This is a genomic window from Streptomyces sp. SS7, from assembly GCF_037993025.1.
Lineage (GTDB): Bacteria > Actinomycetota > Actinomycetes > Streptomycetales > Streptomycetaceae > Streptomyces.
The window spans coordinates 4,439,771-4,454,902 of record NZ_CP141223.1; the positions used below are offsets into that span (position 1 = coordinate 4,439,771).

At 68.6% G+C, this 15,132-nt stretch carries 14 protein-coding genes; 10 read left to right on the forward strand and 4 right to left on the reverse strand.

Going from position 1 to position 15,132, the window contains the following annotated elements:
- Positions 1 to 486: 486 nt before the first annotated feature.
- The 8 genes from U5640_RS20490 to U5640_RS20525 are packed head-to-tail and all read left to right on the forward strand — an operon-like array spanning position 487 to position 8,975.
- On the forward strand, positions 487 to 1,608 hold the full coding sequence (locus U5640_RS20490) for a glycosyltransferase family 4 protein (protein ID WP_340377220.1): 1,122 nt from the start codon (positions 487 to 489) through the stop codon (positions 1,606 to 1,608).
- A complete protein-coding gene (locus tag U5640_RS20495) occupies positions 1,605 to 2,597 on the forward strand; it encodes a D-2-hydroxyacid dehydrogenase (protein WP_340377221.1) in 993 nt (330 codons plus the stop codon). Before U5640_RS20490 ends, U5640_RS20495 begins: the two co-directional genes overlap by 4 nt.
- A complete protein-coding gene (locus U5640_RS20500; RefSeq protein ID WP_340377222.1) occupies positions 2,584 to 3,705 on the forward strand; it encodes a radical SAM protein in 1,122 nt (373 codons plus the stop codon). Before U5640_RS20495 ends, U5640_RS20500 begins: the two co-directional genes overlap by 14 nt.
- 17 nt (positions 3,706 to 3,722) lie before the next feature.
- On the forward strand, positions 3,723 to 4,802 hold the full coding sequence (locus U5640_RS20505; RefSeq protein WP_340377223.1) for a hypothetical protein: 1,080 nt from the start codon (positions 3,723 to 3,725) through the stop codon (positions 4,800 to 4,802).
- A 15-nt stretch (positions 4,803 to 4,817) separates the two neighbouring features.
- Complete coding sequence (locus U5640_RS20510) at positions 4,818 to 5,633, forward strand: radical SAM protein (protein WP_340377224.1); 816 nt, start codon at positions 4,818 to 4,820, stop codon at positions 5,631 to 5,633.
- A gap of 23 nt (positions 5,634 to 5,656) precedes the next feature.
- Positions 5,657 to 7,384 carry a carbamoyltransferase C-terminal domain-containing protein gene (locus U5640_RS20515; RefSeq protein WP_340377225.1) on the forward strand — a complete coding sequence of 576 codons (1,728 nt, stop codon included), beginning with the start codon at positions 5,657 to 5,659 and terminating at the stop codon, positions 7,382 to 7,384.
- Complete coding sequence (locus tag U5640_RS20520; RefSeq protein ID WP_340377226.1) at positions 7,381 to 7,986, forward strand: HD domain-containing protein; 606 nt, start codon at positions 7,381 to 7,383, stop codon at positions 7,984 to 7,986. The genes U5640_RS20515 and U5640_RS20520 overlap by 4 nt, the downstream gene beginning before the upstream one ends.
- Positions 7,983 to 8,975 (forward strand): glycosyltransferase, encoded by a 993-nt coding sequence (locus U5640_RS20525; RefSeq protein WP_340377227.1) that lies wholly within the window; start codon positions 7,983 to 7,985, stop codon positions 8,973 to 8,975. The genes U5640_RS20520 and U5640_RS20525 overlap by 4 nt, the downstream gene beginning before the upstream one ends.
- Before the next feature lie 11 nt (positions 8,976 to 8,986).
- Here U5640_RS20525 and gltX read toward each other — a convergent pair whose 3' ends face one another.
- The 4 genes from gltX to U5640_RS20545 all read right to left on the reverse strand — a co-directional run bounded on the left by gltX (position 8,987) and on the right by U5640_RS20545 (position 12,612).
- The gene (gene gltX / locus U5640_RS20530; RefSeq protein WP_340377228.1) at positions 8,987 to 10,354 is read right to left on the reverse strand and encodes a glutamate--tRNA ligase; all 1,368 of its coding nucleotides are present in this window, start codon (positions 10,352 to 10,354) and stop codon (positions 8,987 to 8,989) included.
- Between the two features lie 141 nt (positions 10,355 to 10,495).
- The gene (locus tag U5640_RS20535) at positions 10,496 to 11,281 is read right to left on the reverse strand and encodes a hypothetical protein (RefSeq protein ID WP_340377229.1); all 786 of its coding nucleotides are present in this window, start codon (positions 11,279 to 11,281) and stop codon (positions 10,496 to 10,498) included.
- Positions 11,282 to 11,553: 272 nt separating this feature from the next.
- A complete protein-coding gene (locus U5640_RS20540) occupies positions 11,554 to 12,120 on the reverse strand; it encodes an ATP-binding protein (RefSeq protein ID WP_340377230.1) in 567 nt (188 codons plus the stop codon).
- 207 nt (positions 12,121 to 12,327) lie between these two features.
- On the reverse strand, positions 12,328 to 12,612 hold the full coding sequence (locus U5640_RS20545; RefSeq protein ID WP_340377231.1) for a hypothetical protein: 285 nt from the start codon (positions 12,610 to 12,612) through the stop codon (positions 12,328 to 12,330).
- Positions 12,613 to 12,704: 92 nt separating this feature from the next.
- On the opposite strand from U5640_RS20545, the gene U5640_RS20550 reads away from it, so the two are divergent.
- Together U5640_RS20550 and U5640_RS20555 are read left to right on the forward strand one after the other, a co-directional pair.
- Entirely contained in the window at positions 12,705 to 13,364 is a 660-nt protein-coding gene (locus tag U5640_RS20550; protein ID WP_340377232.1) for a helix-turn-helix transcriptional regulator, read from the forward strand.
- Positions 13,361 to 14,971, forward strand: a complete 1,611-nt coding sequence (locus U5640_RS20555; RefSeq protein WP_340377233.1) for a tyrosine-type recombinase/integrase — start codon at positions 13,361 to 13,363, stop codon at positions 14,969 to 14,971. The genes U5640_RS20550 and U5640_RS20555 overlap by 4 nt, the downstream gene beginning before the upstream one ends.
- The last annotated feature ends 161 nt before the right edge of the window (positions 14,972 to 15,132 follow it).

The following is a 15,132-nucleotide window of genomic DNA, read 5'->3' on the forward strand; positions in this document are numbered from 1 at the left end:
CTTGGGGCGATCGTCCAGAGCCGGGTGGCATCAACTCACCTGCAAACAAGGCCTGTTGCTGTCAAGAGGCTGGCGGCGAATTCCTGCGGACACTTTGTCCGCTCGCCGCACTCGCGTAGTGGAATCGTCTCCTCACGCTCCGTTGCGCGAATCCCCGACGGACCGCACCACCCATGCGCGACCCAGGTGTCTCCCTGCCCGAGCCACCGTTCTCCCCCGCCTATCCCGCACTGGAGGAGTCTTCCCATGGCAGCCCGTACACGCAGTTCACAGGGCGTGGCCCCCGTTCCGACGACCAAAGCGGTCCCTGCTCAGCGTCAGAGAGGTGAAGAGGGAGCCGTCGGGCCGGCCTCAACCACGATCCCGTCGAAGATCGCGGTCGCGCTGCATGACGGCTACTACGGGTGCACATCGGGTACGGGCTTCAGCAACAGGGCCTTCCTTGAGGTACTCACGCGGGCACTGCCCCGAGGACGCCTCCTGGTCATGCCCGTGCACATCTCACGCTCCGACCCCAGTTACGACCCCACCTGGGTGGCCGAGACCGAGGGAATGCTGGGGCAGGCCGGGGCCGAGGTCGTTCCGGTTCCGGGTGGTCGCGCGGCGACCGCCGCCCTCGCGGGCTGCGAAGCACTGTGCGAGCGGGTCACGGAAACCGCCCGGGCACGCCTTGCCGATGCGCCGATGGCCCAACTCATCGGCCTCGACATCCCCTTCCTCGGACTCGGATCCCATCGACGCGCCAACGATCCGTTCAGCCTCCTTCTCCTGCCCCGGTCGACGAGTGAACTCGCCTCTCCGGAGGACCGGCGACGCATCCGCTGGGAGCACAAGGGGCTGATGGCGGCGGTGGGTGACGGCGCACGCGTCGCCGCCATCTCGCACCACATGCGCGGCCATCTTGAGCAGGTCTACGGCCTCCCGCGACACGCGGTCGTCGATCTCCCCAACGGCCTGCTCCTGAACGACCACGAGGACGTGGTGCCTGCTCCGCTGCCGCCGCAAGCCGAGGCGGGGTTCCTGCTGGCCATGGGCCGGGCGGTGGAGAGCAAGGGCTTCGAGGACCTGCTGGAAGCCGTCCGACTCCTCCGTACGCAGGGCGAACGGGTGCCACACCTCCTGCTCGCACCCGCAACACACGCGGAGACCCTGACCGGCTACCAGCAACGGCTCCAGGCGATGGTCCGCGACTACACGATCGACGCGACGTTCCTGCCGCGGTTCTCCCCTCGGTACCGCTCCTGGCTGCGGAGCCCGGCGCTCCGGGGAGTGGTGGTGCCCTCCCGGGCCGAACCGTTCGGGAGGATCCCCCTCGAAGCCTTCGCCTCGGGGGCCGCGCCGGTGGTCGCGACTCGGGCAGGCGGGCTCACGGAGACCGTGGTCGACGGGGTGACCGGGTTCACGGCCGGAGCCCGTGACCCCATGGACCTCGCCCACGCGATCAGGCGAGCACTTCACATCAGCGTCCGAGAGCGTGAGCAGATGCGTGCGCGCGGCAGGGCACTGCTCATGGCCCGGCACGACTACGAGGCCACGATCCGCTCCTACCTGCGTCAGTACGCCCCTTGGGCAATGGCACGCAGCGCCCCCTTGAGGGATGGAGCGTGACAACCACCGCACTGGTTGCCCTCAACTCTCCATATCCCTTCTGGCAGTTATCCGAGTGGCACGCCGGACAGTTGAGGTCCGCCTTTCCGGACGTCCGCTTCCTGCTCGCCCAGGAGCAAGACGTCCCTGTCCAGATCCGTACCGCTGACGTCTATTTCGGCTGGTCCTTCGACGCGGAGTGGCTCAAGTCCTCCCCACGGCTCCGCTGGACGGCCACCCCATCCGCAGGCGTCGATCACTGGCCGGTCGCCGCGCTCGATGCCGCGGGCATCACGCTCACCCGCGGGTACGGCTACCACGGGAGGCCGATGGCCGAGCACGCGATCGGCCTGCTCCTCGGCTTCTCGCGGGGCCTGTTCACGAGTACACGACTTCAGACCCGGTCCGTCTGGTGGAAGGACGAACTCGCCGACAGCTTCTTCGACCTGTACGGCGAGACGCTCACGATCGTCGGCTGCGGCTCTGTCGGCATCCGCCTCGCCGAGGTGGCGCGTGCCTTCGGAATGCACGTCATCGGCGTACGGCGCAGTCCCACTCATTCCGAACCCGGCGGGATCGAATGGGTGCCGTCGCACCGCGTTCGTGAAGCACTCTCGCGTTCCCGTGCCGTCGTCAACCTGCTTCCCGCGACCGACGAGACGCGCGGCTTCTTCGACGAGAGCACCTTCAAGGCGTGCCGCCCCGAGACGGTCTTCATCAACCTCGGGCGGCCCAGCACCGTCGACCACCATGCGCTCCTCGGCGCCCTCGACCAAGGCCCGCTGGCCGGCGCCGCCCTCGACGTACAGCCGCGCAAGCCGCCCGCGCTCGACGATCCGCTCCGCCACCACCCGCAGATCGTGCTCACACCGAAGAGCGCCGTCTTCAGCCACGCCTACATGGACGAGGCGGTCGCCTTCTTCATCGACAACCTCCGACTTTTCCTCGCCGGCCAGCCCCTCAACGGTGCTGTCACCCCAACCCACGGAGGGACACATGATCCCCACTGACCAGCGATTTTCCAGGACCAACCTGTTGCGGCGGTTCGCCGAGTCGGGTCGGAACCATCCCTACCTGGCCTTCACGCTGAACTCCATCTGCAACCTCGACTGCGTCTTCTGCAAGCCGCGGTGCATGCCCGACTACGGACACAAGGACAAGACGCTCACGGTCTCCGACTACGCGGGCATCGCGAAGGAGGCCGGGCTCTGGGGCATCCGCAAGGCGCACACCTCGGGCGGGGAGCCGACGCTGCGCGCCGACATCCTCGACATCATCGGAGCGCTCTCCGACGGTCTCGGCGACAAGGCGACCATCGGCATGACCAGCCACGGCAACCTGCGCCGCGGCCTGACCGTGGACGCCCTGCGCGACGCCGGGCTCACGTACCTGAACATCAGTTTGCACAGCCTCGATCCCGCACGATCCACCGAGATCATGGGCGGCGGCGACCCACGAGTCTCCCGCGCCACCATCGACCGGGCACTCGAACTCGGCCTCAAGGTCAAGATCAACTGCGTGCTCCAGCGGTCGTACCTGGACGACGCCTTCGCTGTCGCCGAACTCGCCAGGCGACTGCCCGTCGCGGTACGGCTGATCGAGCTGCAGCGCATCGGACCGGCGGAGGCCCTGTTTCCCGCCGAGTTCGTGCCCGAGGCGGAGGTCCGCGAGCGCCTGCACGCCTGGTTCGAGGAGGCCGGCGAGATCTCCCGCGCCGAGCTGGGAGTGCGAAGCCCGGGTCGGTACCTGCAGCCGACCGGCTGGGCCGGCTCCATCGGGTTCATCTCCAACTCCTCCTGTGCCACCTGCTCCGACGCCAACCGCATCAAGATCACGCCCACCGGTATCGCCCGGCCCTGCATCCTCCACAACCGCGACATCCCCCTGAAGCCGCACCTCGCCGACGGCAGCATGGCCGACGCCTACGCCCACCTCTTCCGCGCCATGCTCGAACGTGACAGCAACGAGGCCTGGCAGGGCTTCCACTACGTCGACTACGACCTGCGCTGGGACCGCATGGAGCGACCGCAGGGCGTGCCCGTGCTTCCCCTACTGCCCGTGGCCAGCGGTACGGGCGGGGGCTGCTCGCTTCGCCGGCCCGGAGGTGAGTCCGAGTGACGACGGCCCGTTCCACCGTGTCTTACCCGCAGCTCGGCGTCGTCTACGCCGAGCAGTTGGCCGCCCAGGACGTCACCGCGAGCATGCTCACCCACAAGTGGCAGGCCGACGACCTCATCGCACCGCACTCGGACATCGACATCCGCGTCGTCCTCGACCAGGCCCCCGACTCGTGGTGGGAGTGGAACGAGCGGCTGGCCAGCGCCCATCGCCAGGCGGTACTCCTGGACCCGACCCACAGCCGACTGCTCGAACATCCTCCCGGGTTCGCGTTCACCGCCGGCGAGCTCGACCGGAACCAGGTGTCACCGGCCGAGATCTCCACCTGGAGCCTTGTCACGGGCAGCGCGGCCACGCTCGGGCGGTGGCAGTCCCGTGCGCGGATGATGCCGTGGAGTCGCGCGGACGAGAGGTTCTACCGCGGGATCCTCGACGCGAGGATCGGAGGCCGCTACCAACTCGACAAGGACAGCGCCGACAACGTCCACCACGACCTCGACAGCTACCGAAGGCACTGCGTCGCCTGGCACTACGTGGCGCCGTGCTGGTTCGCGTCGGCGGCCCTCGCCACGCGCACCCGGTGTCCCGGGAAGACCGCGGCTCTCAACCAGTGGCACCCCGGCGAACTCGAATCACATGCCGAGAGGTTTCTTCGCCTGTCCGCCGCCACCTCGGATCCGGACCTCTCCCCCACTCAGGTACTGCGCACGGCCCACGTAACCGTGGACGCCGTACTGCGCCGCACACCGCCTCCCAGGCCGCTGCCGGAGGCAGTGGACGCGGAAACGGCAGCCTGGATCACGGCCGCCGGCATGCTCCGTGTGCGCGTCGCACGCTGGATCTACTACCTGAACCCGCCGCCGGAGACCGTGACCGGCTACTTGATCGCTCGCGAGGAGAAGGAACTCCGTTCCGCCCGGAACACCTTAACCCGTCTCGCCGACCGAACCTCCGGTGACGACGCGCTGCTCGTCAAGGCCATGACGGAGCTGCTGCCCCCAGGCCCGACCACGACAGGCAGCCTTCGCGACCTCCTCGCCCTGTGGGGGCGTCACCGCTCCGTCGTCGAAGACTTCCTCTCCGCCCACCCCGAGTGACCAAAGGGGCTCCCCATGACGTCGTCCCCCGTGCTGTCCACCACGCAAAGGACCCTCAAGACCGCGAAGATCAAGATCACGACCAAGTGCAACCGCCACTGCGACTTCTGCATCTTCGCCGAGGGCGGCCAAGGCGAGAACATGCCGCTGGAGACGTTCAGGCGGGTCCTCGACCGCCTCGGACAGATCCCGTTCCGGCAGCTGCACATCAACGGCGGAGAACCCACCGTTCACCGCGACTTCAGCGAGCTCAGCGGCCTTGCCCGTGACCGTTTCCCGGAGCAGGTCATGGTGCTCGGCTCCAACGCGATCACCCTGGCCCGCAACGAGCGCCTCCTCCAAGCGACCCTCGCGCACTACGACCAGGTCCTGATCGGCTGCGACGAGGAGCACGACAACTACGACGAGGTCAGCGCCGTTATCCCCGTACTCCGGGAGGCCGGAAAGACCGTCGTGATCAACAGCGTGCTGGAGGCCATCGCCCCGGACCGTCTGAGCCAACTGGCGGCCCTCTGCGACGAGTACGGCGCCATCCACGTCACCAACCACGTCCACCACATCGACGTCGGCCAGCCTGCCAACGATCTCGGTGGGCTCTGCGACCGCAACGTCGACCGGCACCTCATGATCGAGGTCGACGGCGACTGCTACCGGTGCTTCAACGCCATGGCCAAGAACGACAGCGAGTTCACGGTCTGGGACGACGACTTCGCGGCCAAGGTCTTCGCGCCACGCCGCAAGCACTACGACTTCTGCCTGAAGTGCCACGAGTACAGGGACTCGGGCCTTCAGATCGTCCCCGCTCTGGCCCGTCGCACGGCTTCCGTCTGACCGCCCTCTTCCCGGAGGTCCCCATGCCCGCAGCGCTCGGTCTGAACTTCCACCACGACACCTCCGCCTGCCTCGTCGTCGACGGCCGCATCTACGCGGCCGAGGAGGAGCGATGGAGCGGCGTGAAACACAACCGCACAACACGCAAGGGGGTTCTCACCGCCCCCACCCACGCACTCGACTGGTGCCTGCGGTCCGCCGGCATCGCCGTCGACGACATCGACCACGTGTGGACCCCGTCCATGCGGCCCAGCCCCCGGCACGGATCGTGGGCGTCCACGGAGCAGGCCGAACTCGCCGCCCTGCTCCCCGGGGCGCTCGGGCAACGGTTGAAGCTCATCTCCCACCACACCGCGCACGTCCTGTCCGGCTATCTGCTCTCCGGCGAGGAGCACGCCGCCGGCCTTGTCATCGACGCGGGCGGTTCCGCCCTCGGCACGGACATCGCGTCGGGGCGCGAACGGATCACCGGCTACGACCTGACTCCGGACAGCATCGACCGGATCCACCAAGTCGCACCGGCCATCACCCGCGGCCCCTCCGGACCTGTGCGCACCCACCCGTCCCTCGGCCACTTCTACCGCAACCTCGCGCTGCGGGTGATTCCGCCGGGCAACGAAGTCGAGGGCAGCATGATGGCCCTGGCCGCCTTCGGTGACCCGGACCGCTGCTACAAGGAACTCCGCGACCTCGTCCATCTCGGCGAGAACGGGCACGTACACATCGCGGCGCCATGGGGGTCGTACGACGCCGAGACCCCGCTCGGGATCGAAGGCGCGGCATGGACCGCGCGGTCCGCCGACTCGAAGCCGCTGGACGCCCGGGCCGACCTGGCTGCGGCGGCGCAGCGGGTCTTCGCCGAGGCGGTCATCCACGTGGCCCGCCACCTGCGTCACCTCACGACCGCCCGCACACTGGTCTTCTCCGGCGGCTGCGCCCTGAACTCCCATCTCAACGGCACGCTCGCCGAGCAGTCCGGCTTCGAGAACCTCTTCGTCGCCCCGGCGCCGCACGACGCCGGCACCGCGGTCGGCGCCGCCCTCTACGCCTGGAACTACGCCCTCGGACAGCCCCTCCTGCCGACGCCCGAGGACGCCGACTGGGGCCCGCTCCCCGGCTCCCTGCCCGACGGAGCGCTCGCGGGCGGCTACCACGCCGTCTCCGGCCTCGGTGAGCGGCTGATCCCAACCGTCGCCGCGCTCCTCGCGGATCACCACGTCGTCGGCTGGGTACGCGGCGGCATGGAGTTCGGGCCCAGGGCCCTCGGCCACCGCTCGATCCTCGCCCACCCCGGTAAGGCAGAGACCAAGACCCGCCTGAACGCCCTCAAACAGCGAGCCGACTACCGCCCGTTGGCGCCTCTGGCACTCGCCGAGGAAGCCCATAGGTGGTTCCTCGGCGACGGCGACCCGTTCATGAACCGGGTCGTACGCGCCCGGCACTGCCAGTCCGACCGGATGCCCGCGGTGGTCCACCACGACGGAACCGCCCGCCTCCAGACCGTTGGCCGAGGGCACTCCGGCGTCCGCCCGCTCCTGGAGGAGTTCCACCGGCTGACCGGCGTGCCCGTCCTCCTGAACACCTCCCTGAACTTCAAGGGAACGCCCATCCTCCGCACCGCCGAACAGGCCGTCACCGCCGCGGTCGAGCTCGGCCTCGACGCCCTGGTCGTCGAGGACGCGTTGGTCCTCGCCCCGCACGTGCGGATCGACACGGCACTGTCGGCCCCCTACGGAACGGACCGCACATGACCAGCGCCCCCACCGTGACGGACGAACTCGGTTTCAAGGACTGGCCAGCGCCGGACCGAGCGCGAGGCCAGCTCGCCGCGACCCTCGCCACGACGATCTACGCCGGTCACGTCCGTGACCAGGGCACGCCCTACATCAACCACCCGGTGCGCGTCGTGACCGTCCTGAAGAACGAACTCGGCGTCATCGACCCCGAACTACTCATCCTCGGCCTGCTGCACGACGCGCTGGAGATTGCGCCGTCGAATGAGCGACTCATAGCGTCCCACCTGGGCCCAGCCCTCACCCAACGCCTGCGTTCCATGACCCCCGACCACCGGCTGGAGCAGCGCCGGAAGGAGCCGTGGGACTCTGACGTCTGGCACAACAAGATCAGGTGCCTCGGTCCGGAGGAACTGCTCATCCGTCTCGCCGACCGCATCGACAACCTGCGCGACCTGCGGCATTCGCCGGACCCGGACCGCCGGGCTCGCTTCCTCGACAGCCTGACCAGCACCTACTTGCCGCTCGCCGAGAAGTCCCGCGACGTGAACGCGCCACTACGAGCCGCGTACGAGGTGCTCCACGCCGAGTTCCGGCAGCAGGCAGAGGCGGGCACGTGACTCCGGTCGTCCACTCCATGTCGCCGCAGGGCCGCACCGGAGGCCGCGTCTACCTCCGCATGATCCACGAGGTCACAGCCAACTCGATCGAGTGGCGGACGGTGCCGGACTACAAACGCGCCTACACCGTCCGCCGAGGCCGGAAGGTACGCCACCTCGCCCGCCTCGCCCCCCACATCCGCGAACTCAGAGACGAGCCCGGCGCGATCCTCTGGGACGACCTCAGCATCCTGTTCTTCACCCCGGAGATGCGGGCCCGGACCGTATTCGTCTTCCACCACTACGAGCCGCTCCAGTTCGACTCCTGGCCCCTCGAACCGCTGCTGTGGCGCAGGCTCTTCGCGGTCCTGCCCCAGTGCCGCGCGGTCGTGTGCGTCGCCCCGTCCTGGGCAGTGTTCCTCCGGGAGCGCGGAGTGGACAACGTCCAGGTGATCTACAACGCCTTCGACCTCGCCGAGATCGACAGAGTCCGCGGCATGGACCCTGCTGAATGCAAGGCCCGCCTCGGTCTCCCTCAAAACGAGATCGCCGTGTACGCGGGCAAAGCAGTGCACTGGAAAGGCATCGAGACGGTCGCCACGGCCGTCGAAACCGATCCCGGGCTCCGTCTCGTGACCACCGGAAGCAACACCATCGGCTCCCCGGGGCACCATTTCGACCTGCCCCGTCCCCGGTACCTGGAACTGCTACGGGCCTGCGACGTCGGGGTCTTCACTCCGCGCATGCGGGAAGGGTGGAGTCGATGCGCCGCAGAGGCCCTGCTCCTAGGCCTGCCCTGCCTCATCCAGCCGGTCGCCGGGCTCGGTGACCTCGCGCGTCTGACCGAGCAGCCGGCTCCGGATCCACGCCGGCTGGCCCAGCAGATACGGAAGCGGGCGAACGCGGCGCCTGCCGAGTCGAAGACCGTGTACGAGACGCTGGCCCGTTTCGACACCGCGTACTTCGCCGAGGCCTGGTCCCGCCTCCTCGCACGGGCGACGGGACCGTGATCATCAAGTAGTCAGCCGGCGAGCTTCGCCAGCGCAGCGTCGATCCGTGCGAGCGTGCGGTCCTTGCCGAGGACCTCCAGGGACTCGAAGAGGGGCAGACCGACTGTGCGGCCGGTGACCGCGACGCGCACCGGGGCCTGAGCCTTGCCCAGCTTCAGGCCGTGCTCCTCGCCGGCGGCCAGGACCGCCTCCTTGAGGGACTCGGGGCTGGTCCAGTCGGCCGTCTCCAGCTTGACGCGGGCCGTGGTGAGGAGAGCCACCGGGTCGCCCTTCATCGCCTTGTCCCAGGACGCCTCGTCCTCCACCGGCTCCTTCAGGAACAGGAAGTCGACGTTGGCCGTGATGTCCGACAGGACGGCCACGCGGGTCTGGGCGTGGGGGGCGATCGCCTCCCACGCCGCCTGGTCGAAGTCCTCGGGCGCCCAGTTGGCGTACGGGGCGCGCAGCCACGGCTCACAGGCCGCGACGAACTTCTCCAGCGGCAGGGCGCGGATGTACTCGCCGTTGAAGGCCGTCAGCTTCTTGATGTCGAAGAAGGCTGGCGAGGTGTTCACGTCCTCGACGCGGAACTTCTCCTCCAGCTCCTCGTACGGGCGGAGCTCGACGTCGTCCCCGGGGCCCCAGCCGAGCAGCATCAGGTAGTTGGTCATCGCCTCCGGCAGGAAGCCCTCGGCGAGGTAGTCCTCGAGAGCGACCTTGTCCCGGCGCTTCGACAGCTTCTGCCGCTTCTCGTTCACGATCACCGGCAGGTGAGCCCACACCGGGGCCTTCGCGCCGAGCGCCTCCCACAGCAGCTGCTGCTTGGGCGTGTTCGACAGGTGCTCGTCACCACGGATGACCAGGGTGATGCCCTCGTCGAGGTCGTCGACCACGTTGGCGATCAGGAAGACCGGGGAGCCGTCGCCTCGGGCGATGACGAAGTCCTCGATCGCCGAGTTCGGGAAGGACGGCTCACCCCGGATCAGGTCCACGACGACCGTCTCGCCCTCCGTGGGCGTACGGAAACGCAGGGCCCGGCCCGCCACGTACTCCAGACCCCGGTCCCGGCAGAAGCCGTCGTAGCCGAGGTGCTGCGAACCGGTCCTCTCCTGGAGCTGCTCACGGGTGCAGTCGCAGTAGTACGCGTGACCCTGCGTGTAGAGCTGCTGTGCGGCCTCGGTGTGACGGCCGGCGTTCTGCGACTGGAAGTACGGACCCTCGAAGGTGGGATCGTCCTTGGAGATCCCGATGGCCGCGAGCGCGCTGATGATGCCGTCGATCCACTCGGGCTTGTTGCGGGCCGCGTCGGTGTCCTCGATCCGCAGGACGAACCTGCCCCCCGACTGTCGTGCGACGGCCCAGTTGTAGAGAGCCGACCGGGCCCCGCCAACGTGGAACATTCCAGTCGGGGACGGGGCGAAACGCACGCGCGTGGAGGCTGTAGACATGCGCGCAAGCCTACCGATTCCCAGCATGTGCTCGCCCGCACGCACAGGAGCGGGCGTCATCCTTCTCGTCGCACCCGGCGAGCACACGCGCTTTCAGTCCGTCGCCGGGCGACGGCTGCGTGCGCACACGTGCCAGGCTGTGGCCTCGCTGACGCCGAACGCCGCGCCGAGCTGGGCGTACGTGGCTCCGCTCTCCTCACGCATCCGTACGAGATCGGCTTCCCGGGCACTGGTGAGTGCGTGCCGGCCGCCCCGACCGGAGGCCGGCACAGGAGGTGGATCAGTGAGGTGGCGCCAGGTGGTCCCCCGCACCGCCGCTCGGACCGTCGCGTACTTCAGACGGAACTTGTCAGCGAGCGATCGCAGGGAAGCACCGCCGACGTGCGCACGCCGCATCTCCCCCACTGTCGCCGCGGTCAGGAGCACGCCTGGGCGGCACGCCTCCCCGGGGAGGATCTCCTCAGACACCTGTTCATCAACGTGCGCCCAGGTGACGCCTCGGATCGCATCGTGAACGGTGTTGTAGGTCAGTCCGTCTCTAGTCGCGAGATAGCGCACCGACGCGCCACCCGCATGCTCGCGGCGCAGCCTACGCACATGATCTTCGTTCAGAACGGTGGGGCTGGGCCGGTCTGGATCGGCAGGTCGGGGTCGGCTGATCGGCGGCGGATCGTCCACCCGGCGCCAGGTGACCCCGTAGACCGCCTTCGAGAGCGCCCTGCTGCTCACGCCGATCGCACGCGCGAGATGATCGACCGAGGCCCCGTCTCGCACCTGTCGGCGGGCGTCACGTACCAGCTCCGCGGTGAGCACCCTCCGGCCGCCGAGGTGCTCCCGCCCTGGACCGTCGGCATGCCGTTCCAGAGCACGTGCCGTCACCTGTACACACCCCCACTCCGAATGGCTGGACCGCGCGCCGACCTCCAGTTGCGGCCCCTTCTCCGCTCGGCGCGTCCAGGGATCACAACGACCAGAGGCACGGTCTGACCGTATCCGTCTTTCAAACCTCAGGGCCTCGGTAGAAAGCCCAGCTACGTCATACACCGGGCACGAGAGCACGCGATCGCGGCCATCGAGGCGGGGGGCACGCTCAGCCTGTGGCGACATCCGATGAGGCCACGGACGGCGGCTGGCCGATTCGACTCACGGCATCAGGCAGCCTGATGCTGCTTCCCCACCGCTGCTGGGACCAACGACGACCGCGGGTTGGACGACGACGCCATGGGAGCTTGGCACTCTGCTCGTCGCACGGCAGGTTCACCTGCGTGAGCGGAGAACGGCGCATCTGCGGAGTTGTTGCCCAAGCCGTCGGTCGACGGCTCCAGCGTGACCTCGAACCACGTCGTCTTGCCCGAGGGTTCCAGTTGCATCCCCCAGTCGGCCGCCAAGGCGCTCACGAGCAAGAGACCCCGACCGTTCTCGTCGTCCGGCCCGGCCTCAACAGTGCTTGGCAACGACGCGTCCGTGTCCGTGACTTCGACACGAAGCCGTTCATCAGCCCGCGTCACGGAGACGTCGCACGGAGCGTCTGTGTAAAGGACGGCGTTGGCGATCACCTCGCCGGCCAGCAACTCGACTGTCTCCAGCGTCTGGTCCGACAGCGGGAGGCCCAGATTCCGGGCCAGAGAGACGACTCGGCGACGTGCCGCCGGTACCGCGTCGACAGCAGCCGCGACCGTGAATCCGTACGTCGGACGTTCGGGACTGCGACGCGCCATGACGACAACCTCACCCTGGTAGTGGCCTCGGTGAAAGAAGCCTTCCACCCGACAAGCGCTGTGTGAGGACACTCTGTCCGTAGGCCCGCCCAGCAAGACGCCTTGCTTCTTCAGCGAGTTGTGGTACGCGGGGCAGCTTCCGTCGAGGGAGACACCGTGAGGCGCGTGGCGAACAAACCGTACCCCTCCACACCGCGCATCAGACCTCTAGGCGCACAGGCTGTGCCGCCGGCTTCCGGCTTCGAGGTCGCCGTCCGACGGCTGGCGGTCCAGCCCGAGCAGCCTCAGCAGGTCGGCAGTCACTACTCGGTAGGCATTTCCGAGCCGCAGCACCTTGACCGGGTACGCCCCTTGCTTGGCGAGCCCGTATCCGGTGGAGCGGCCGATCATCAGCGCCCGGTTCGCGGTGTCGAGGTCGATGACCGCCGGAAGAGCGAGCAGCTCGTCACTCGTCAGCCCTCGCACCTCACGGGAAGAAGCGGGTGCCGTCATGATGCCCTCCTGATGCCTTCAGGTGCTGCAATGTCGGGCCCAGGTGTATCACCTAGTTGCGGCAGCACTTTCCAGCGTCCTAAAGTGCAGCCATGAAACCCGATCACTGGCCAGCGGCGTTCACCGCCCGGATCGCCCAAGAGATGCGCGAGGCACGCAAGGCCGCCGGCCTCACCATGGGCGAGGTCGCCCATGGGTGCGCCGACCGCGGGCTGACGGAGATCACCGAGCAGTCCGTGAAGAACCTGGAGTCCGGCCGTAAGGCGAGCATGACCATCGCCGACTTCATCGTGCTGGCTGACGTCCTCGGCGTCCCGCCCGTGACCCTCCTCTTTCCGCTCGGTACCTCCGCCACGGTGGAGGTCCTCCCGGGTCAGGAGGTGTCCACCTGGGACGCGCTCGCGTGGTTCACCGGCGAGACCCCCATGGGCCAGCCCGCCCCCGAGGGCACCGCCCGCGATGTCCTCGACGTCTTCCGTAACCACGGTGACCTGGTGTCCGCCGCGGCAGCCTCCACCGCCCTGGCCAAGGAGAGGCGGCGCGCGGCGAGCACCACCTTGGACCGTGCTCGCAGAGCCACGCTCTTGGAGCGCGCCGAGGGTTACGAGGAGCACGCCTTCGAGGACTGCCAGGAGCTGCGCGCGTTCCGAGCCCGGATGCGTGAACGCGGCCTCGTACCTCCGGCCTTGCCCGACGAACTGGCCTTCGTCGACCAGCCCGACATAGCGACCCACCCGGAGGACGGCGAGTGAAGAACGGCACCATCACCCGGCGGTGCCGGTGCACCGATCCCGCGACCGGCAAGGACTACGGGGCCTCATGCCCCAAGCTCAAGTCGCGGCGACACGGCGTCTGGAGTGTGTTCCAGGAGCTGGACCCCGCTCAGGACGGCCGCCGTCGCCGGTTCCGTCGCGGCGGCTTCGGAAGCTCGGCCAAGGCCCAGGAGGAGTTGGACAAGGTCCGTGCTCTCATGGCCATACCCGAGGAGGACGACGCCTGGGGCAGGACCCAGATCAGCGACCTCATCGAGAGCTGCCTCAAGGAGAAGGAGCCGCTCCCGGACTACGACGAGACCCGTCGCCGCTTCCAGACCGGGCAGACTCTCAACTCGAAGACCACCGTCGCCGAGTGGCTCGACACCTGGCTCGCCGGACGCAAACGCCTGCGTCGCGGCGGGGCAGCGCGCTACGAGTGCGACATCCGCGTCCACCTCAAGCCGCACCTGGGCCACCTGCGGCTGGACAAGCTCCGCGTGCACCACATCAACACGATGTTCGACGCGATCAACGAGCGCAACATCGAGATCCAGGAGCAGAACGCCCAGCGGCGCGCGGTACGCGACGAACTCAAGGCGACGCCGTGGAAAGGCGCTGAGAACCGGGCCCGTCGCAAGTGGCTGCAGGCGCAGCTCGACGCCATGCCGCCGTTCCGGCGCATCACCGGCCTCAACACCCAGCCGCATATCCGCGACACCCTGCGGGCCGCGCTGAACATCGCTATCGCCCAGCAGGTGATGCCCGCCTTCAACCCGGCCGCCCACGTCGAGTTGCTGCCCGGCACCAAGCCGAAGGCCCTCATCTGGACCGACGAGCGGATCGCCCACTGGCAGGAGACCGGCGAGAAGCCCTCCCCGGTCATGGTCTGGACACCCGAGCAGACCGGTCAATTCCTCGACTTCGTCGCCGAGGACCGGCTGTATCCGCTGTGGCGGCTCATCGCTTTCCGGGGAACACGACGCGGTGAGGCCTGTGGCGTCCGCTGGGTGGATCACTCGGCCGCCGCGCAGTCCCTGGCCATCGCCACCCAACTCGTCCAGGACGGCTGGGAGATCCACGAAGGTGCCCCCAAGACCGACAGCGGCATCCGTCTGATCGCCCTCGACGACGAGACGCATCAGGTCATGCTCAGACACAAGGCCGGCCAGGAGCAGGAACGGGAGGCGTGGGGCGATGGCTGGCAGGACACCGGCCGCGTCTTCACCCAGGAGGACGGTTCCCTTCTCCACCCCGGCAAGGTCTCCGACCTCTTCGAGCGTCTGGTCGCCGCTGCCGGCCTGCCTCCGATCCGGCTCCACGACCTGCGCCATGTCTCCGCGACGCTCATGCTCGCGGCCGGAGTCGACATCAAGGTCGTCTCCGAGACCCTCGGGCACTCGGACACCCGTATCACCCGCGACATCTACCAGGCTGTCCTGGACGATCTCGCCCGCGACGCCGCCGAGAAGGTCGTGCAACTCGTGCCCCGGGCCCGGAAGCCCCTCACGGTGGTCAAGGACACCGAGGCTGCCGCCCCCAGCCGCAGGCCGAAGATGACTCCGCCCCGGAAGGCCAAGAGGGCAGACGAGGAGCGCTCCGCCTGAGTGAGCCATGAAGAGGAGCCCTGGTCAGCGGAAATCTGACCGATCGCATGCAGACTCGGCAGCGGGGCGGTCACGCTGCTGATCCTGTGGTGGGAAACCCGCCACTGCCGTTCTGGCGGGCCCCCGCTTAGCACGGGCCCGCCTCATCCCGACGGCACCGC